The following is a 19,131-nucleotide window of genomic DNA, read 5'->3' as shown; positions in this document are numbered from 1 at the left end:
TCTGAGAGCGCTCTCATCAGTGCGGGGCAGAGCCTAGCGGCACCTTCACAACAGGTCCATGCCAATCACACGGCCTCTCTTCCGGCTGTGGCGGCCATGGAGAAACGGGCGGTATGCGACTCCTCGGCGCACGGTCCGTGTCACGGGTCGGGTACACAGCGAGTTCGGGCTTCCGCGTCGCGCGTCCCTCGTGTGAGACTGGCGTCCCCCGTCCCTGCGGACCCCTTCCGTCACCCCCTCCCCCACGAGAAGTGCGCCGTGAGTTCTCTGCCTCTGCCGCTCGCCCTCACCGCTCGCCTGTCCCCGGTCGTCGTGCTGGCCGTCGCGGGCTGGGCCCTCAGCTCGGGTCCCGCCGCCACCGCCAACTCCGGTACGGCGCAGGGAAGTCAGACGTCCACCAACGCCTCCGCCGTCCCGGCCGCGTCCTCCGCCGCGCCCGCCGCGAAGACGTACGACGCCGCGCCCGCGCCCTGCACCGGTGTGCCCGTGGCCACCGTCAAGTCTCTGGTGCCCGGCGCGAAGACGGCGGGCAAGGAGATACCGTCCACCGACTCCACGCTGCGCCGGACCTGCTCCTGGAACGCCCTCAAGGGCTACGACTACCGCTGGCTGGACGTCTCCTACGAGGTGGCCGCCACGGATGACGCCGCGGAGAAGGAGTACCAGCAGCGGGTCACCGAGAAGAGCGGCGGCGGAGCCGTGCCGGGGCTCGGTGACGGCGGCTACTCGGTCGTGAACCTCACCACCGAGGACAAGCAGCAGACCCGCGAGGGTGTGGTGCTGGCCCGGGTCGCCAACGCCCTGGTGGTCGTCACCTACAGCGGCAGCGACTTCGAGAGCAAGAGGGCCCCGGACACGTCCACGATCAACAAGGGCGCGATCAAGGCGGCGAAGGACGCGGTGGCGTCCCTGCGGAGCGGCGCCAAGTAGGCGAGAAGTCCCGGCGGCCGCACCTCGGCCACCGGGACTTGCCTCGTCAACTCGACGCTGGGGCACTCCTCTTGCCGCTCGCCAGCGTCAGCACCACGTACAGCACCAGCGATGTGCCGAGTCCGACCGCCCAGCCATAGTTCGCCAGCGGACTGAGGGCCGGGATCGGGCGGCCGTCGATCAGCGGGTGGAAGTCGGCGCCGCCGACGGCGAGGACACCGCCCACCACGAAGGCGACCACCGCCCGCCAGTTCCAGCCGCCCGAGTACCAGTAACGCCCGCCCGCGCGGTACAGGTCGGCCAGGTCGAGGCGGGTGCGGCGCAGGAACCAGTAGTCGGCGACCAGGATGCCCGCGACCGTGCCGAGCAGACCGCCGACCAGACCGAGCCAGGTGAAGATGTAGCCCTGTGGGTCGGAGTACAGCCGCCACGGGAAGATCAGCACCGCGAGGACGGCGGTGATCAGCGCGCCGGTGCGGAAACTGACCTTGCGCGGCGCCACGTTGGAGAAGTCGAAGGCCGGGGAGACCAGGTTGGCCGCGATGTTCACGGAGAGGGTCGCCACCAGCACGGTGACCAGGGCGTAGATCAGGCCCACCACGTTGTCGGTCTTGGCGGCGAGCTGGACCGGGTCCCAGACCGGCTCGCCGTACACCGCCTGCGAACCCGAGGTGACCAGCACCGACAGGAACGCGAACAGGGTCATGGTCGTGGGCAGTCCGAACGCCTGGCCGAGGGTCTGGGCGCGCTGGCTGCGGCCGTAGCGGGTGAAGTCGGGGATGTTCAGGGAGAGGGTGGACCAGAAGCCGATCATGCCCATCAGGGAGGGCCAGAACAGCTTCCAGAAGTCGCCGCCCCAGCCCAGCTTGGACGGCTGGTCGAAGAGCGGGCCGACTCCCCCGGCCTGGTCGCTCATCCACCACAGCATCACGAACGCGCCGACCAGCACGAAGGGCGCTGCCCAGTTCTCGAAGCGGCGGATGGTCTCCATGCCCCGCAGGATGATGGCCACTTGGATCGCCCAGAAGATGGCGAAGGAGAGCCACATGGTCCACGCGTAGCCGCCGATGTGCGAGGCGCCGGACCAGCTGTCGCCGATCAGCTTGCCCGCGAGGAAGAAGATGGCCTCGCCGCCGATCCAGGTCTGGATGCCGAACCAGCCGCACGCCACCAACGCCCGTACGACAGCGGGCAGGTTGGCGCCGCGCACACCGAAGGAGGCGCGGGCGAAGACCGGGAAGGGAATGCCGTACTTGGGCCCGGCGTGCCCGGTGAGCAGCATCGGCACCAGCACGATCAGGTTGGCCAGCGCGATGGTGAACACGGCCTGTTTCCAGTCCATGCCGACCGCGATCAGACCCGAAGCCAGGGTCCAGGAGGCGGTGTTGTGGGCCATGCCGACCCACAGCGCGGAGAAGTTGTACGTCGTCCAGGTCCGCTTGGCGGCGGGTACGGGGAGCAGGTCCTCGTTGGCGTAGGGGCCGCTGGGGGCGGGTGCGCCGGGGGCGATCTCCACCCGGCCGTCGGCGAGGGTGACTTGATCGGCTGGTGGTATGGCTGCTGTGTCGGTCATGGTGCAGGCCAATCGGATGGGAGGGTCGGGACAGGCCGTGCGGGGGGGGTGCGTCCCGTAAGGGTTCCGTACGGGCGTCCTGGCCCCCTTCCGCGCGCGGGGCGGGAAGGGGGAGTTCGATTCGCCTGCGCTGCTCAGGCGTTGACGGCGGGGATCACCTTCGAGCCGTAGGCGTCGATGGTGGCCTCCTGCGCGTCGTGCATGTCGTACACCGCGAACTGGTCGACGCCCAGGGCCCGGAGTGCGTTCAGTTTCTCGATGTGGGCGTCGACCGGGCCGATCAGGCAGAACCGGTCCACGATCTCGTCGGGCACGAACTGGGTGTCGGGGTTGCCGCTGCGGCCGTGGTGGGCGTAGTCGTAGCCCTCGCGGGTCCTGATGTAGTCGGTGAGTTCGGCGGGGATCTGCGCGGAGTGCTCGCCGTAGCGGGAGACCAGGTCGGCCACGTGGTTGCCGACCATGCCGCCGAACCAGCGGCACTGTTCGCGGGCGTGGGCGAGTGCTTCGGGCGAGTCGTCGTCGGTGACGTAGGCGGGGGCGGCCACGCAGATGGTGACCTCGTCGGGGTCCCGGCCGGCGGCGACGGCGGCGTCCTTGACGGCCTTCACCATGAACTCGGTGAGGTAGAGGTCGGCGAGCTGGAGGATGAAGCCGTCGGCCTCCTCGCCGGTCATCTTCAGCGCCTTGGGCCCGTACGCGGCCATCCAGACCGGGAGTTCGGCGCCCGGCTTCACCCAGGGCAGGCGGATCGGGGTGCCGCCGAGGTCGGTCTCCTCGCCGCGGCCGAGGGCGCGGATGACCTTCATGGCCTCGCTGATCCGGGCGAGCGTGTTGGGCTTGCGGCCCGCGACGCGCATCGCGGAGTCGCCGCGGCCGATGCCGCACACCGTCCGGTTGCCGTACATGTCGTTGAGGGTGGCGAAGGTGGAGGCGGTGACCTCCCAGGTGCGGGTGCCCGGGTTGGTGACCATCGGGCCGACGGTCAGCCGGTCGGTGTTCGCCAGGATCTGGCTGTAGATGACGAACGGCTCCTGCCAGAGCACGGCCGAGTCGAAGGTCCAGCCGTAGGTGAAGCCGTTGCGCTCGGCCCGCTTCATCAGGTCGATGACGCGGGAGGCGGGCGGGTCGGTCTGGAGTACGAGTCCGAAGTCCATGGGCACCGGTCCTAGTTGAGGTACTGACAGGTGGAGCGCGGGGTGTAGACGCCGTGCCCGGCGTGGCCGGTGTACTCCCGGTCGGTGATCACGGGTACGCCACGCGAGAGGACCGTCTCGACCCGGCCGGTGATCCGCCTGCCCTCGTACGCCGAGTAGTCGACGTTCATGTGGTGCGTCTCGGCCGAGATCACCTGCTCGGCGTGCGGGTCGTAGATCACCACGTCGGCGTCGGCGCCGGGCGCGATGGTGCCCTTCTTCGGGTACATGCCGAACATGCGGGCCGGGGTGGCGCAGGCGATCTCGATCCAGCGGCGGCGCGAGATGTGGCCGTCGACCACGGCCTGGTGGAGGAGGTCCATGCGGTTCTCCACGCCCGGCATGCCGTTGGGGATCTTGGAGAAGTCGCCCCGGCCCAGCTCCTTCTGGCCGGAGAAGCAGAACGGGCAGTGGTCGGTGGAGACCACCTGGAGATCGTTGGTGCGCAGGCCCCGCCACAGGGCGGCCTGGTGCTCCTGGGGCCGCAGCGGGGTGCTGCAGACGTACTTGGCGCCCTCGAAGTCCGGCTCGGCGAGGTTGTCGGTGGACAGGAAGAGATACTGCGGGCAGGTCTCGCCGAAGACGTTCAGCCCCTCGTCGCGGGCCCGCGTCAGCTCCGTGACCGCCTCCTGCGCCGAGACGTGCACGACGTACAGGGGTGCGCCGGCGACCTGGGCCAGCTTGATCGCGCGGTGGGTCGCCTCGGCCTCCAGCAGGGCCTTGCGCACCTCGCCGTGGTAGCGGGGGTCGGTCTCGCCGCGGGCGAGGGCCTGCTCGACCAGGACGTCGATGGCGATGCCGTTCTCGGCGTGCATCATGATCAGCCCGCCGTTCTCGGCGGCCCGCTGCATGGCGCGGAGGATCTGGCCGTCGTCGGAGTAGAAGACCCCGGGGTACGCCATGAACTGCTTGAACGAGGTCACGCCCTCCTCGACGAGCAGATCCATCTCCTTGAGCGTCTCCTGGTTCACGTCGGAGACGATCATGTGGAAGCCGTAGTCGATGGCGCAGTTGCCCTCGGCCTTCTGGTGCCAGGCGTCCAGGCCCTCGCGCAGGGTGCCGCCGACGTTCTGGATGGCGAAGTCCACGATGGTGGTGGTGCCGCCCCAGGCGGCGGCCCGGGTGCCGGTCTCGAAGGTGTCGGCGGCGTAGGTGCCGCCGAACGGCATCTCCATGTGGGTATGGCCGTCGACGCCACCCGGGATGACGTACTTCCCGGTCGCGTCGATCGTCCGGTCCGCCGTGAACGCCTCGGCGGCGGCGGTTCCGGAGGCGGCGAGGGCGGCGATACGGCCGTCCTCGATCAGTACGTCGGCGTGGATCTCGTCGGAGGCGGTGATGACGAGACCGTTGCGGATGAGGGTACGGGTGCCCATGCTCCTGCTCCTGGATCGAACGGTCTGCTGAACGGGACCTGTCGGTTACGGCGCGGTCAGCGGGCCGTACGCGTTCGGCTCGCGGTCGCGGTAGAACTGCCAGCGGTCGCGGACCTCGCGCAGCTTGGCCATGTCGAGGTCGCGGACGACGAGTTCGGTCTCCTTGTCGCTCGCCACCTCCCCGACGAACTGGGCCTCGGGGTCCACGAAGTACGTGGTGCCGTAGAAGTCGTTGTCGCCCAGGTCCTCCACGCCGACCCGGTTGATGGCGCCGACGAAGTACTCATTGGCGACGGCCGCCGCGGGCTGCTCCAACTGCCAGAGATAGCGGGAGAGTCCGCGTGAGGTGGCCGAGGGGTTGAAGACGATCTCGGCTCCGGCGAGGCCCAACGCCCGCCAGCCTTCCGGGAAGTGGCGGTCGTAGCAGATGTAGACGCCGATCCGGCCGACGGCGGTGTCGAAGACGGGCCAGCCGCTGTTGCCGGGACGGAAGTAGAACTTCTCCCAGAATCCCTGGACTTGCGGGATGTGGGTCTTGCGGTACTTGCCCAGGTAAGAGCCGTCCGCGTCGATCACGGCGGCGGTGTTGTAGAGGACGCCGGGCTGCTCCTCCTCGTACATGGGCAGCACCAGGACGATGCCCAGTTCCTTCGCCAGCGCCTGGAAGCGGCGGACGGTGGGGCCCTCGGGGATCTGCTCGGCGTACTCGTAGAACGCCTTGTCCTGGACCTGGCAGAAGTAGGGGCCGTAGAACAGCTCCTGGAAGCAGAGGACTTGGGCGCCCTGGGCGGCGGCGTCGCGGGCCGCCTGCTCGTGCACCTGGGTCATGGATTCCTTGTCGCCCGTCCAGGCCGTCTGGAAGAGGGCGGCGCGGATCACTCGGCTCATCGGGACCTCCGGCTAGCTCGACGTAGGGGGAGCCTAAGAAGGTTGCGCGGCCGGTTTGAGTGGCAGCGTGTCACGTCTGCGGGGTGTGGGCGTGCCACCGTGTCACGTCTTTCCGTGGCCATGTTTCACCGCCGTTTTCCCAGGTCGGGGCATGTTTCAGCCCTGTTGCGCGTCGTGTGCGAGGAGTGCGATGTGCACGGAGGCCGCCTGTTCGAAGTCGTCCAGGTCGATCCCGAGCCGCGTCTGTATGGCCTCCAGGCGGCGGTACAGCGCGGGCCGGGAGACGTGGTGGAGCTGTGCGGTACGGGACTTGTTGCGGCCGGTCGCGAGGTAGGTGCGCAGCACGTCCAGCAGCTCACCCTCGGCGCCGCACAGCAGGCCGTCCAGCTCGCGTTCGGCGAAGGACTGCACCTGGGGGTCGTCGCGCAGCAGCCGGATCAGTCCGCGCAGATGCACGTCCCGGAGCCGGACCACCGGGGGCGGGTCGAGGGCTCCCCCGGCGACCGCGTCCGCGACATGCCGGGCCTCCCGCAGTCCGGCGGGCACGTCGTCCCAGCAGGTGCGCGGGTCGGCGGCGGCGATCACCGCGTCCGGCAGGCCGGGGGTGCGCAGCCGGGCGGCGAGGCGGGCGGTGAGCGCCTCGGCGTCCTGGTCGCGGGCGAGGCTGAGCAGTACGGCGGTGGCGCCGTCGGCCAGTTCCGCGACCAGCCCGGTCAGGCCGAGCGTGCGCAGTACCCGGTCGAGCCGTTCGGGCTCGGCGCCTGGCACCACGAGCGGCACGAACGTCCGTCGGTTGACGGGGAGTCCGGCCGCGCGCGCCCTGGGCAGCAGGGTGCGGGCGGGTACGGTGCCGGAGGCGAGGTCGGTCAGCAGCCCGTGCGCGGACTGTTCCTCCCAGGTGCGGCCGGAGGCGCCACCGAGCATCCGGTGCAGCACCAGCGCCTCGGCGGCCCGGTCGGCGAGCAGGCGTCCGGTGGCCGTGTCGCCCCGGTACCCGCACAGCAGCAGCCTGCCCCAGCGTTCCCCGCGGCCGCCCAGCTCGGCGCGGACCCAGCCGTCGCCCTCGCTGCCCCCCGCCTGCCGGGCGATGCGCTCCCAGTCGCGCAGCACGTCGTCCACGGCGGGCCGCTCCCCCGCCGTGGCGAGGACGCGGTGCGCGAGGTTGGTGAGGACGACGGGACACCCGCTGTGCTGCGCGACCTCGTCCAGCAGCCGTTGCAGCGGGGCGCCGGAGGTGATCAGGGCGGTGAGGCCGGTGCGGACGGCCTCGGACAGGCTGACGGCGGCGAACTTCCGCCGCACCAGCCGGGATTGGACCTCTTCGGTGAGTTCGGCGAACGGGAAGGGCCGGTGCAGCACGACCAGGGGCAGCCCGCACCGTTCGGCGGCCCGGCGCATCACCTCGGGCGGGGTGGGGAAGGCGCGGCCGAGTCCGAGGACGACGGCGGCGGCCTCCGCCCGGTGCAGCGACTGGATGTACGCGGCCTGCTTGGCCTCGTCACCGGCGAGCAGCACCCCGGTGGTGAGCACCATCTCGCCGCCGCTGAGCATCACGCCCACGTCGGCGGCCTCGGCCACGTGCACCCAGCGCACCGCCCGGTCGAGCCCGTCGGCCCCCGCCACCACCTCGGGCTCCCCGGCGAGCACCCGCTCCAGCGTCAGCACCTGCCGGACGGACAGGGCCGGTTCCTCCGGCCGGGACGCGTGCCGGAACTCCGAGGTCATGGTCATCGGCGCTACCTCCTAGTACGTACTCCCCAGCGCGTCCTCGAGGATCGCCGCGCCCTCCTCGGCCTCCGCGACGGTGAGCGTCAGCGGCGGGGCGATGCGCAGGACGCTGGTGTCGTAGCCGCCGCCCTTGCCGATCAGCAGGCCATTGCGGCGGGCGGTCTCCATGACGGCGGCGGCCGCGGCCGGGTCGGCCTCGTCGGTGCCGGGCTTCACCAGCTCGACGCCGATCATCAGCCCCCGGCCGCGCACCTCGCGGACGCCGGGCAGTGAAGCGGTGACGGCGCGCAGCAGCTCGATGAGCAGGCCACCGACCCGGCGGGCGTTGCCCTGGAGGTCGTGTTCGAGGTGGTAGGCGAGGTTGGCGAGGCCGCCCGCCATGGTGATCTGGGTGCCGCCGAAGGTGGAGATGCTGTTGGCGTCGACGCAGTTCATGATCTCGGCGGGGGCGATCACCCCGCCGATGGACATGCCGTTGCCGATGCCCTTGGCGAAGGTGACGATGTCCGGCGGCCCGTTGCGGTCGTGCGCCTGCCAGCCCCAGAAGTGCTCGCCGGTGCGGCCCCAGCCGGTCTGGACCTCGTCGGAGATCCACAGGATGCCGTGTTCGTGCAGGACTTCACGGAACGCCGCGTACAGGCCGTCCGGTGGGGAGGTGAAGCCGCCGACGCCCTGGATGGGTTCGGCGATCAGCGCGACCGGGGGCCGGGTCTGGCCGAGGAGGTCGCGCAGGTCGGCCACGCAGGCGTTGATGAACGCGCGGTCGTCGAGGTGGGCGTACGGGCCGCGGGTGCGGACCCCGCCGTGCACGTAGAGGGTCTGGAGCGGGGAGAGGGAGGTCGGGGACCAGGTGCGGTTGCCGGTGATGCCGACCGCGCCGAAGGAGCGGCCGTGGTAGCTGTTGCGCATCGCCAGGACGGTGTTGCCCTGGCGGTAGGTGGTGGCGAGCAGCATCGCCGTGTCGTTGGCCTCGGTGCCGGAGGTGGTGAAGAAGACCCGCGCGTCCGGGATGCCGCTCACCATGGCGATGCGTTCGGCCAGTTCGACCATCGGCCGGTTGAGGTAGAGGGTCGAGGAGTGGATGATCCGCCCGGCCTGTTCGGCCACTGCCTTGGTGACCTCGGGCAGGGCGTGCGCGGTCATGGTGGTGAGGATGCCGCCGAAGAAGTCCAGGTAGCGGTTGCCCTGGGCGTCCCAGACGTGGCGGCCCTCGCCGTGGGTGATCTCCAGCGGGTCGTCGTAGTAGAGCGCGAGCCAGTCGGGCATGACCTCGCGGTGGCGGGCGTACAGGTCGTTCACGGGTTCACCAGCCCCTCGTAGGCGTCGGGGCGGCGGTCGCGGTAGAACGCCCACTGCTGCCGGACCTCGTCGATGAGGTCGAAGTCCAGGTCCCGGACGAGGAGTTCCTCGACCTTGTCGTCCCCGGTCTCGCCGACGAACTGGCCGCGCGGGTCCACGAAGTACGAGGTGCCGTAGAAGTCGTTGTCGCCGTACCCCTCCTGGCCGACGCGGTTGATGGCGGCGACGAAGTACTCGTTGGCGACGGCCGCGGCGGGCTGCTCCAGCTGCCAGAGGTGGGAGGAGAGGCCGCGGTGGGTGGCGGACGGGTTGTAGACCAACTGGGCTCCGTTGAGACCGAGTTGTCGCCAGCCTTCCGGGAAGTGCCGGTCGTAGCAGATGTAGACGCCGACCTTGCCGACCGCCGTGTCGAAGACGGGCCAGCCGAGGTTGCCCGGTTTGAAGTAGTACTTCTCCCAGAAGCCCTTGACCTGGGGGATGTGGTGCTTGCGGTACTTGCCGAGGTAGCTGCCGTCGGCGTCGATCACGGCGGCGGTGTTGTAGTAGAAGCCGGAGCCGTCGATCTCGAAGACCGGGGCGACGATCACCATGCCGGTCTCGCGCGCCAGTTCACGCATCCGGGTCACGGTCGGGCCGTCCGGGACCGGTTCCGCCCAGCGGTAGTGCTCCGGCTCCTGCACCTGGCAGAAGTAGGGGGCGTTGAAGACCTCCTGGAACCCGATGATCTTTGCGCCCTGGCGCGCGGCCTCGCGGGCGTACTCCTCGTGCTTCTCGATCATGGACTCGGTGTCGCCGGTCCAGGTGGCCTGAACCAGTGCGGCACGTACGACGTTGGCCATGAGCTGCTCCTTCGACGCGGCGTCCGAGCCTCTACGCCCGTAGAAACGGGCCGTAGAGGGACGAAAGTAAGCCTCCTGGACGCCCTTGCCAAGACCATCGTCACCAACCCGCTGATTCGATCCCGATTCACACCCCTGCGGGTGAGCGGGGTGCCGGTCAGGGGGTGATCCCGGCGGCCCGGAGCGCGTGCGCGAGGTTCCGGTGGTGGTCCTCGGAGACGTGCCGGGCCGCCTCCAGGAGGAGGGGGGCGAGCCGGTCGGGGTCCTCGGCGGCGGTGCGGGCCGCGTCCTCGGGGGTACGGGCACGGACGCAGGCGTCCAGGAGGGCGCGGGCCGCTCCGTGACGCCCCTCGGCGTCGAGTCGTGCCACGGCCGCGCCGGTCTCCTCGGGCGGACGGGCGGCGCCCTCTCGCAGCAGACGGTGGCCTTCCCGGGCGTGACCTGCCGACTCCAACGCGGCTGCGGCGGCGACCAGTTGCGCTGGGGGCAGTGCGGCCGCCTCCCAGCGGAGGGTGGCCCAGTCCGCGTCCAGTCCGGCCCCGGCCAGCGCCTCCGCGAGCAGCGGGAACCGGAGGGCGGGCCAGCGGGCGACCTCCGCCAGGAGTATGTGCGCCTCACCGGTACGGCCCGTGGCGCGCAGGGCGCCGAGGCTTGCCACGGCGTGGGCCACGGCGCGGTGATCGTCGGCGTCGGGTACGGGTTCCGCGCGCTCGCCGTCCGGCACCTCCTCCGCCTCCGCCTCCGCTCCGGCGAAGCGGGCGCCCCGGAGGTCGGGGGTGGCCTGCGGGGCGCCGGGGAGGACCAGCGGCGCGGAGGGGGCGTCGTCCAGCCCCGCGAAGCGGGCGCTGCCCCGGCGGCGCTTGCGGTCGGCGGAGGGAGCGGGGGTTGCCTCTCGGCCGTCGGCGGCAGCGGGCGCCGTGGCCAGGCGGGCATCGGCCGGGCCACGTGGGGCGGGCCCGGCCGAGTGGGACGCGGGGCCTGCACCGGGCGCCCCCGCCTGCCCGGGAACCCGTACGGCCGTCGGTTCCGGGCGGGCCATCCGGGACAACCGGTCCCGGAGTTCCGCACACCGGGCCGTCGCCCGATGCCGGTCGTCCCGGGCCCAGGCCAGCTCGACACGGAGGGACTCCGCCTCGGACTCCGTGGCCGCCCCGGCGAGGCGCTGAGCCAGCGCGGCCTCGCGGTCGTCGGCATGGCGGCGCGCGCGGAGCGTGGCGTGCAGGCGGTGGGTCAGGGTGTCGTGGGCGCCGGGACGGGCGTCGTACGCAGTGAGCGCGGCCGTGTGCAGCAGGCGGGCCCGCTCGCGCTCGGCGAGGGCGGGGGCCGTACCGTACGCCGCCGCGAGGTCCCGCAGCAGGGCGTCGACCAGGTCCCACGGAGGCACCTCGCGCCCCTCGCGGCAGGCGCGCATGCCGTCCGGGTCGCGCCGCCAGAAGACCCCGCACCAGCCCGCGCCCTGGTCGAGCCGGGCCAGGAGTCCGTCCAGGTAGGACCCGAACTCCCCTACCTTCGCCGTGAGTTGTTCCGCCATCGACCGGCTCCCGCCCGATTGCCAGCACTGCGGGAGCCAGGCAACACCAGGCGTGTTACGGCCCTGCTACGCACAGTTTGCGGAACGGGGGCACCCTCAGACGGGCACCAGCGCGCAGCGGACGACCAGATCGTCCATGGACAGCTCCAGCGCCCGCGCGAGCGCCGCCACGGTGAAGAAGGCGGGGGTCGGCGCCCGGCCGGTCTCGATCTTGCGGAGGGTCTCGGCGGAGATCCCGGCGACCGCGGCGACCTCGGTCATGCTCCGCGCGCCGCGCGCCTCGCGGAGCAGCCGGCCGAGCTGCTCGCCACGCTCGCGCTCTTCTGGGGTCAGGGGGGTGCGCACCATGGCACCCATTCTAATACCGGTATAGTAATTGGCATGGTTGAACTCAAGACGGACGCCTCCATCGAGGCCATGTACGCCTCCGGCCAGGTCGTCGGCCGCGCCCTGACGGCGGTACGAGACGCCGCTGACGTGGGCGTATCCCTGCTGGACCTGGACGAGGTGGCCCGGCAGGTACTGCGCGAGGCGGGCGCGACCTCGCCCTTCCTCGGCTACCGGCCCTCCTTCGCGCCGACCCCGTTCCCGGCGGTGATCTGCGCCTCGGTGAACGACGCGATCGTGCACGGCATCCCGACCGGTTACCGCCTGCGTGACGGCGATCTGCTCTCCGTGGACTGCGGCGCGCTGCTGGACGGCTGGGCCGGTGACTCGGCGGTCAGCTTCGTGGTCGGACGCCCGCGCGCCGAGGACCTGACCCTGATCGAGACGGCCGAGCGCGCCCTGTCGGCCGGGATCGGGGCGGCGGTCGTCGGCAACCGCATCGGCGACATCGCGCACGCCATCGGCACGGTGTGCCGGGCGGCCGGGTACGGCATCCCCGCCGACTTCGGCGGCCACGGCATCGGCCGCAAGATGCACGAGGACCCCGGCGTGCCGAACGAGGGCCGCCCCGGCCGGGGCATGCCGCTGCGCCACGGGATGGTCCTGGCGATCGAGCCGATGCTGATCGCGGGCGGCGAGGACGGCTACCACCCCGACCCCGACGGCTGGACCCTGCGCAGCAACGACGGCTCCCGCGCGGCCCACGTCGAGCACACGGTGGCCATCACGGACGCGGGCCCGCGCGTCCTGACGGCGCGCGAACCGGTGCGGCAGGGCGCGGGGTCGTGACGCGGGAGTGTGCGGCGGAGGGGCTTAACGCGGGACCGTGAGACGGGGGGCATAACGCGGGACTGTGAGGCGGGGTCGTAACGCGGGACCGTGAGGCGGGGCTGTCGCGGCGGCCTGCGGGTGCCCTTCCCCCCGCCTCGTGCCATCGTTTCAAGAGCGGCCGATCCGGGGTACCCGGCCGCTCCGCACGTCCGTCGTCTGCGAAGGACGGAAACGATGACCAGCGGCTACATCGGCCCCGAGGGCGACCCCTTCGGGGAGTTCTTCTCCCGCTTCTTCGGCGGCTCCGGGGGCCAGGGCCAGCCCGGCGGCCCCCGCCAGATCGACATCGGCCGCCTGCTGAGCCAGCCCGCGCGCGAGCTGGTCAAGGGGGCCGCGCAGTACGCGGCGGAGCACGGCAGCCGGGACCTGGACACCCAGCACCTGCTGCGCGCCGCGCTGTCCAGCGAGCCCACCCGCAGCCTGCTCAGCCGGTCCGGGGCGAACCCGGATTCGATGGCGACCGAGATCGACGGCCGGGCGGGCCCGGTACAGCACCCGCCGGGCAAGGTGCCGCCGACCGCGCTGTCCCTGACCCCGGCCGTGAAGCGGGCGCTGATGGAGGCGCACGAGATGGCACGGGCCAGCGGCGCCGGGTACATCGGCCCCGAGCACGTGCTGAGCGCGCTCGCCATGAACCCCGACTCCGCCGCCGGGCACATCCTGCACGCGGCCAGGTTCAAGGCGGAACCGGCACCGCCCGAGGCCCCGGACACCGCGCAGGGCCGCCAGGACCGTCCCCGGCCCACGTCCACGCCGACGCTGGACAAGTACGGGCGCGATCTGACCGAACTGGCCCGCGAGAACCGGATCGACCCGGTGATCGGCCGGGAGAAGGAGATCGAGCAGACCATCGAGGTGCTGTCCCGGCGCGGCAAGAACAACCCGGTGCTGATCGGTGACGCGGGCGTCGGCAAGACGGCCGTGGTCGAGGGGCTGGCGCAGCGCATCGCGGACGGGGACGTGCCCGAGGGTCTGGAGGAGCGCCGGGTGGTGGCGCTGGACCTGACCTCGGTGGTGGCCGGAACCCGCTACCGGGGCGACTTCGAGGAGCGCCTGAACAACATCGTGCAGGAGATCCGCGCGCACTCCGACAAGCTGGTCGTCTTCATCGACGAGCTGCACACCGTGGTGGGCGCGGGCACCGGGGGTGAGGGCGGCGCCATGGACGCGGGCAACATCCTCAAGCCCGCCCTGGCTCGCGGTGAGCTGCACATCGTCGGCGCGACCACGCTGGAGGAGTTCCGGCGGATCGAGAAGGACGCGGCGCTGGCCCGCCGGTTCCAGCCGATCCAGGTGCCGGAGCCGTCCGTCGAGGACGCGCTGGAGATCCTGCGCGGACTCCGCGACCGCTACGAGGCCCACCACCAGGTCCGCTACTCGGACGAGGCGCTGGCGGCGGCCGTGGAGCTGTCCGACCGTTATCTCACCGACCGCCGGCTCCCCGACAAGGCGATCGACCTGATCGACCAGGCGGGCGCGCGGGTCCGGCTCGGCGCGCGTACCAAGGGCGCGGACGTGCGGGCGCTGGAGCGTGAGGCCGAGCAGCTGGTCCGGGACAAGGATCAGGCGGTGGCGGACGAACAGTACGAGCAGGCGACGCAGTTGCGGGACCGGATCGCCGACATCCAGCGCCGGATCTCGGAGGCGGCCGAGGACGGGGAGGCCGTCGAGGGGCAGAACCTCCAGGTGACGGCGGAGGCCATCGCCGAGGTGGTGTCCCGGCAGACCGGGGTGCCGGTGAGCCGGCTGACCCAGGAGGAGAAGGACCGCCTGCTCGGTCTGGAGGAGCATCTGCACGAGCGGGTGATCGGCCAGGACCAGGCGGTCAACGTGGTCGCCGACGCCGTACTGCGCTCCCGAGCGGGCCTGTCCAGCCCGGACCGGCCGATCGGCAGCTTCCTGTTCCTCGGTCCGACCGGGGTCGGCAAGACCGAACTGGCCCGCGCGCTGGCCGAGTCGCTGTTCGGCAGCGAGGACCGCATGGTGCGGCTCGACATGAGCGAGTACCAGGAGCGGCACACCGTGTCCCGGCTGGTCGGGGCGCCGCCCGGTTACGTCGGCCACGAGGAGGCGGGGCAGCTCACCGAGGTGGTGCGCAGGCATCCGTACTCGCTGCTGTTGCTGGACGAGGTGGAGAAGGCGCACCCGGACGTGTTCAACATCCTGCTCCAGGTGCTGGACGACGGTCGGCTGACCGACGCCCAGGGGCGGACCGTGGACTTCACCAACACGGTGATCGTGATGACCAGCAACCTGGGCTCGGACGTCATCACCCGGCGCGGCGCGGGCATCGGCTTCGGGCCGGGCGGCGCGGACGCGGACGAGGAGGCCCGGCGGGAGCAGATCCTGCGCCCGCTGCGGGAGCACTTCCGGCCGGAGTTCCTCAACCGGATCGACGAGATCGTGGTGTTCCGCCAGCTCACGCCCGAGCAACTGCGCCGGATCACCGACCTGTTGCTCAACGGCACCCGTGAGCTGACCAACGCGCAGGGTGTGACGGTGGACTTCACCGATGCGGCCGTGGACTGGCTGGCCGAGCGCGGTCATCAGCCGGAGTACGGGGCCCGTCCGCTGCGCCGTACGATCCAGCGCGAGGTGGACAACCAGCTGTCCCGGCTGCTGTTGAACGGCACGGTGGCCGAGGGCGGCGAGGTGACGGTCGATGTGACGGACGGGCGGCTGGACTTCCGGGTCCAGGGCCAGGAGGCCCAGCCGGCCGAGGCGCGACGCGAGGGCGCCTGAGTCCTGCCTCAGTGTGCCGGGTTCACCACCATGGCGGAGCCGCCGCCGCGTCGGGTCGTCTCGGCGGCGGCCAGCCACTTCCCGTCCGGCAGCCGCTGGACGCCGGTCGCGGCGCCGATCTCGGGGTTGAGCTTGAAGCTGTGCCCGAGCTGTTCCAGCCGCTCCCGCAACGCGCTGTCGTACAGGGCGGGTTCGGCTTCGGTCTGGGCGGCGTTGCGCTGGCTGGCGCGGGGCGCGGCGATGGCGTCGACCAAGGGGAGTCCCCGGTCGAGGAACCCGGTGAGGGTCTGGAGCACGGTGGTGATGATGGTGGCGCCGCCGGGCGAACCGAGCGCCACCACGGGCCGGTTGTGCCGGTCCAGGACGATGGTCGGGGAGATCGAGGAGCGCGGGCGCTTGCCGGGTCCGGGCAGGTTGGGGTCGGGGACGCCGGGGCTCGCGGGGGCGAAGGAGAAGTCGGTCAGCTCGTTGTTGAGCAGGAAGCCCCGGCCGGGCACGGTGATGCCGCTGCCGCCGGTCTGCTCGATGGTGAGCGTGTAGGCGACGACGTTGCCCCACTTGTCGGAGACGGTGAGGTGGGTGGTGTTCTCCCCCTCGTACGTGGTCGGCGCGGCCTTGCCCTTGGTACCGCAGGCGGCCGGATGGCGGGGGTCGCCGGGGGCGAGCGGGCTGGTGAGGACGGCGTCGTCCTTGATCAGGCAGGCGCGCGAGTCGGCGAACCGCTGCGACAGCAGCTGCCTGGTCGGTACGTCCTCGAAGGCGGGGTCGCCGACCCAGCGCCCCCGGTCGGCGAAGGCGATCCGGCTCGCCTCGATGTACCGGTGCAGGTACTGCGTCTCGCTCGCCTTGGAAAGGTCGCTCTTCTCCAGGATGTTGAGCGCCTCGCCCACGGTGGTGCCACCGGAGGAGGAGGGCGCGATGGAGTACACCTTCAGACCGCGGTACGAGGTGTCGGTGGGCCGCTGGAGCTTGGCGCGGTAGCTCGACAGGTCCTTGGCGGTCAGCTTGCCGGGACGGGCGTTCCAGCCCGAAGAGGGGTCGACCGGGGGCTTGTTGACGGTGGCGAGGATGTCGCGCCCGAGGTCGCCCCGGTAAATGGCGTCGGCGCCCTTCCGCCCCAACTCTTGGTAGGTCCGGGCCAGATCGGGGTTCTTCAGGGTCGAGCCGACGGCCGGGAGCTTGCCGCCGGGCAGGAACAGCTCGGCGGTGTCCGGAAAGGAGCGGAACCGGGCCTCGTTGGCGGCGGTCTGCGAGCGGAACGTGTCGTCCACGGTGAAGCCGTCGCGGGCGATGCGCTCGGCGGGCCGCAGCACCTTGGCGAGGCTGTCGGTGCCCCAGTTGCGCAGCGCCGTCTGCCAGGTGGCGGGGGTGCCCGGTGTGCCGACGCTCAGCCCGCTGGTGACGGCGTCCGCGAAGGCCAGCGGCTTGCCGTTCTCCAGGAACAGGTCGGAGCGGGCGGTGAGCGGAGCGGTCTCGCGGCCGTCGATGGTGTGCACGGTGCGGGACTTGGCGTCGTAGTAGACGAAGTAGCCGCCTCCGCCGACGCCCGCCGAGTACGGCTCGGTGACGCCCAGCGCCGCCGCCGTGGCCACGGCTGCGTCGACCGCGTTGCCGCCGTTGCGCAGCACCTCGATACCGGCCGCGCTGGCGTCGGCGTCGACACTGGAGACCGCGCCTCCGTAGCCGACGGCCACGGGTACCTTTCCGCCGGGCCCGCCCGGTGCGGCCGGTGGAGCGGCGGCTCCCATGGACGACACGACGGCGGCCGAGACCACCAGCACCGTCAGCTTCCGCGTACCAGGACGACCCATCCGAACCTCCCGAGAACACCGTCCGCGCAGCGTAACCAGATCCCCAAGGCCCCCGACAGTATGCCTCGCGGCCCGCACCCCCGCACGCGGACTCAGCCCGCCCGGATGGTGTGGACGGCCATCACCGGGTCGACCGGCGGCACCAGCTCCCGCCTGACGACCTCCACCAGCTCCGCCGGAGCCTCGCCCTGGCCCAGCCCGGTCACGTAGGCGACGACCTGGCCGTGCGCCAGCGCAGGCACCCGCTGCCGCAGCAGATGCATGGCGTGAATACGGCCCCGCTCCGCGAGGGCGGCCCGGACCTCGTCGTGCAGATCGTCCATGGCGGTCCGCACGACCTCCCCGCGGATGCGCACCCGGTAGTCGGCCTCCCACTCCCCCGGCCTCGCGGAGACGACACCGACCGAGTGCAGCCCCCCCGTCCACACGATCGACCAGATAGGGCCCGGCCCCGACCAGCAGGAAAGAGGGGTCACGGGTCCGCAGGTACTCCGCGGCCGCCCCCTCGACGATCCACACCAGCTCATGCCGCACGGCCCCGGCGACGACCAGCCTCAGCGTCCGCACCCCCAACACCGACTGCCGCCGGAACTCCCGCTCCAACTCTTCCCCGACGATCCCCACCGCGACGTCCACCTCGATCACGGGCCCAGCATCGCGCGGGTGTCGCGCTGCGACCACCAAATTTCGGCAGTTGTCTGGGGCCGCTGTCGCGCCATCGCTAGTTCTGTGACTGCACTGGTTCGCCAGGTTGACCGAGCGCCGGTCGCCATTCATCGGACTGGGTGGGGGTCCGGCTGTCAGTCGGCGAGCCCGGCGTTGACGATCGCCCTGATGTACGGGAGGTCATTGCCGGTCCCCGTCGGGTTCAGTGAGTACACCACGCGGTGTCGGAGGTCGCGGGTGGCGAAGAGCCCGTTGTCCCAGCCGGGGCGGGAACCGGTCTTGCCCCACGCGTATTCGCCACTTGGGAGCTGGTAGCGCAGGAGTCCGCCGATGCTGTAGCAGGCCGCCTGGCCGACACAGTTCGTGTTGTCGGCGGCGCTCTTCACGTTCGGTATCTCGAATACCAGCTTCTGCTGGGCGGGTGGGAGCAGGCTGCCCCGGAACAGTGCGGTGATGAAGCGGTCCAGGTCAGCGGCGGTGGAGATCATGCCTCCCTCGGCCCACGGGTACGGGCTCTGCTCGGTCACGTCCTCCCTATCGAGGTACACCTCCGCGTGGGGCGAGGGGATCGTCGGGTCGTCGGCGGCGGGCAGGCTCGTGTGCCTCAGATGCAGCGGCCGGATGATCCTGCGCTGCAGTTCGTCGGTGAAGGAGTGGCCGGTGGCTTTCTCGACGATCAGGCCGAGGACGAAGGAGTTGAGTCCGTTGTACTGCTGCTCGGAACCGGGTGCGGGCGGCACGTCGGTGGCTGCGGCGAACGAGTCGCGCAAGAAGTTTTCGGGCGTCACAGATTTGAGCTGCCATCCGGGTCCGTCGGCAGGGACAGGGGTCGGGGCGGGTTTGGGCAGGCCACTCGTGTGGTCGAGGAGCTGGCGCACGGTGACACGGTTGTACGCCTCGGGCAGCACTTGGGGGACGTGCCTTCGCGCCGGTGTGTCCAAGCCGATCCGGTGCTCGGCGACGAGTTGGAGAACCGCCGTGTTGGTGAACGCTTTGGTGACACTGCCGATCCGGGCATAGGCGTCAGCGGTGACCGGGCCGGCGGTGGCGCCCACGCCGTCCCGTCTGATCAGCGCGCCCGCAACGACGTCGTCGGGCAGGTGGTCGAGGATGTCCTGAACGCTGAGGTTCGCGGACAGCGGGGCGCTGGAAGCAGGCGTGGCGGCGGCCGCGGGCAGGGCCGCGCCGGCGGTGAGAGCGGTGGCCAGGGCGAGGATGGTGACGGCAAGGCGGATGCACATCGAAGCTTCTTCTCCACGGCGCTGATGGGGCGTGTTAGAACGCCAACTCTCCTGCGTGCAGTCGCCGTCGCCCATCAGTGATCACCCTGATCACAA

At 71.4% G+C, this 19,131-nt stretch carries 15 protein-coding genes and 1 pseudogene; 3 read left to right on the top strand and 13 right to left on the bottom strand.

The window, feature by feature from the left end; genetic code table 11:
• Positions 1-258 precede the first annotated feature (258 nt).
• Positions 259-930 carry a hypothetical protein gene (locus tag ACIPPM_RS02425; protein WP_401442135.1) on the top strand — a complete coding sequence of 224 codons (672 nt, stop codon included), beginning with the start codon at positions 259-261 and terminating at the stop codon, positions 928-930.
• Between the two features lie 46 nt (positions 931-976).
• Here ACIPPM_RS02425 and ACIPPM_RS02420 read toward each other — a convergent pair whose 3' ends face one another.
• From ACIPPM_RS02420 to ACIPPM_RS02380, 9 genes are all read right to left on the bottom strand, one after another.
• On the bottom strand, positions 977-2,503 hold the full coding sequence (locus ACIPPM_RS02420; protein ID WP_401442134.1) for an NCS1 family nucleobase:cation symporter-1: 1,527 nt from the start codon (positions 2,501-2,503) through the stop codon (positions 977-979).
• A 134-nt stretch (positions 2,504-2,637) separates the two neighbouring features.
• Complete coding sequence (locus tag ACIPPM_RS02415; protein ID WP_401442133.1) at positions 2,638-3,657, bottom strand: TIGR03842 family LLM class F420-dependent oxidoreductase; 1,020 nt, start codon at positions 3,655-3,657, stop codon at positions 2,638-2,640.
• A gap of 11 nt (positions 3,658-3,668) precedes the next feature.
• A complete protein-coding gene (gene hydA / locus ACIPPM_RS02410; RefSeq protein WP_401442131.1) occupies positions 3,669-5,072 on the bottom strand; it encodes a dihydropyrimidinase in 1,404 nt (467 codons plus the stop codon).
• Between the two features lie 45 nt (positions 5,073-5,117).
• Positions 5,118-5,960 carry a nitrilase-related carbon-nitrogen hydrolase gene (locus ACIPPM_RS02405; RefSeq protein WP_401442130.1) on the bottom strand — a complete coding sequence of 281 codons (843 nt, stop codon included), beginning with the start codon at positions 5,958-5,960 and terminating at the stop codon, positions 5,118-5,120.
• A gap of 156 nt (positions 5,961-6,116) precedes the next feature.
• Positions 6,117-7,691: a PucR family transcriptional regulator gene (locus ACIPPM_RS02400; protein WP_401442129.1), complete on the bottom strand. Its 1,575-nt coding sequence runs from the start codon at positions 7,689-7,691 to the stop codon at positions 6,117-6,119.
• 12 nt (positions 7,692-7,703) lie between these two features.
• Positions 7,704-8,954 (bottom strand): aspartate aminotransferase family protein, encoded by a 1,251-nt coding sequence (locus ACIPPM_RS02395; RefSeq protein WP_401444131.1) that lies wholly within the window; start codon positions 8,952-8,954, stop codon positions 7,704-7,706.
• A gap of 29 nt (positions 8,955-8,983) precedes the next feature.
• Positions 8,984-9,826 (bottom strand): nitrilase-related carbon-nitrogen hydrolase, encoded by an 843-nt coding sequence (locus ACIPPM_RS02390; RefSeq protein ID WP_401442127.1) that lies wholly within the window; start codon positions 9,824-9,826, stop codon positions 8,984-8,986.
• Positions 9,827-9,983: 157 nt separating this feature from the next.
• Complete coding sequence (locus ACIPPM_RS02385; protein WP_401442126.1) at positions 9,984-11,357, bottom strand: hypothetical protein; 1,374 nt, start codon at positions 11,355-11,357, stop codon at positions 9,984-9,986.
• A gap of 96 nt (positions 11,358-11,453) precedes the next feature.
• Positions 11,454-11,705, bottom strand: a complete 252-nt coding sequence (locus ACIPPM_RS02380) for a helix-turn-helix domain-containing protein (protein WP_393591999.1) — start codon at positions 11,703-11,705, stop codon at positions 11,454-11,456.
• A gap of 33 nt (positions 11,706-11,738) precedes the next feature.
• Between ACIPPM_RS02380 and map the strand changes: the two genes are divergently transcribed.
• Positions 11,739-12,533 (top strand): type I methionyl aminopeptidase, encoded by a 795-nt coding sequence (gene map, locus ACIPPM_RS02375; RefSeq protein WP_401442124.1) that lies wholly within the window; start codon positions 11,739-11,741, stop codon positions 12,531-12,533.
• Between the two features lie 216 nt (positions 12,534-12,749).
• Positions 12,750-15,317, top strand: a complete 2,568-nt coding sequence (locus tag ACIPPM_RS02370) for an ATP-dependent Clp protease ATP-binding subunit (RefSeq protein WP_401442123.1) — start codon at positions 12,750-12,752, stop codon at positions 15,315-15,317.
• 8 nt (positions 15,318-15,325) lie between these two features.
• Here ACIPPM_RS02370 and ggt read toward each other — a convergent pair whose 3' ends face one another.
• From ggt to ACIPPM_RS02350, 4 genes and pseudogenes are all read right to left on the bottom strand, one after another.
• Entirely contained in the window at positions 15,326-17,128 is a 1,803-nt protein-coding gene (gene ggt, locus ACIPPM_RS02365; RefSeq protein WP_401444128.1) for a gamma-glutamyltransferase, read from the bottom strand.
• 92 nt (positions 17,129-17,220) lie between these two features.
• Positions 17,221-17,556, bottom strand: a complete 336-nt coding sequence (locus ACIPPM_RS02360; RefSeq protein WP_401444245.1) for a hypothetical protein — start codon at positions 17,554-17,556, stop codon at positions 17,221-17,223.
• A 40-nt stretch (positions 17,557-17,596) separates the two neighbouring features.
• Positions 17,597-17,905: pseudogene (locus tag ACIPPM_RS02355) on the bottom strand (hypothetical protein); the annotation flags it as partial.
• Between the two features lie 23 nt (positions 17,906-17,928).
• Complete coding sequence (locus tag ACIPPM_RS02350) at positions 17,929-19,110, bottom strand: serine hydrolase domain-containing protein (protein WP_401442122.1); 1,182 nt, start codon at positions 19,108-19,110, stop codon at positions 17,929-17,931.
• Positions 19,111-19,131: the final 21 nt, after the last annotated feature.

Origin of the sequence: Streptomyces sp. NPDC090119 (genome assembly GCF_044747085.1) — a bacterium.
Classification (GTDB): Bacteria; Actinomycetota; Actinomycetes; order Streptomycetales; family Streptomycetaceae; genus Streptomyces.
This window is presented reverse-complemented; position numbering and strand designations above follow the sequence as displayed.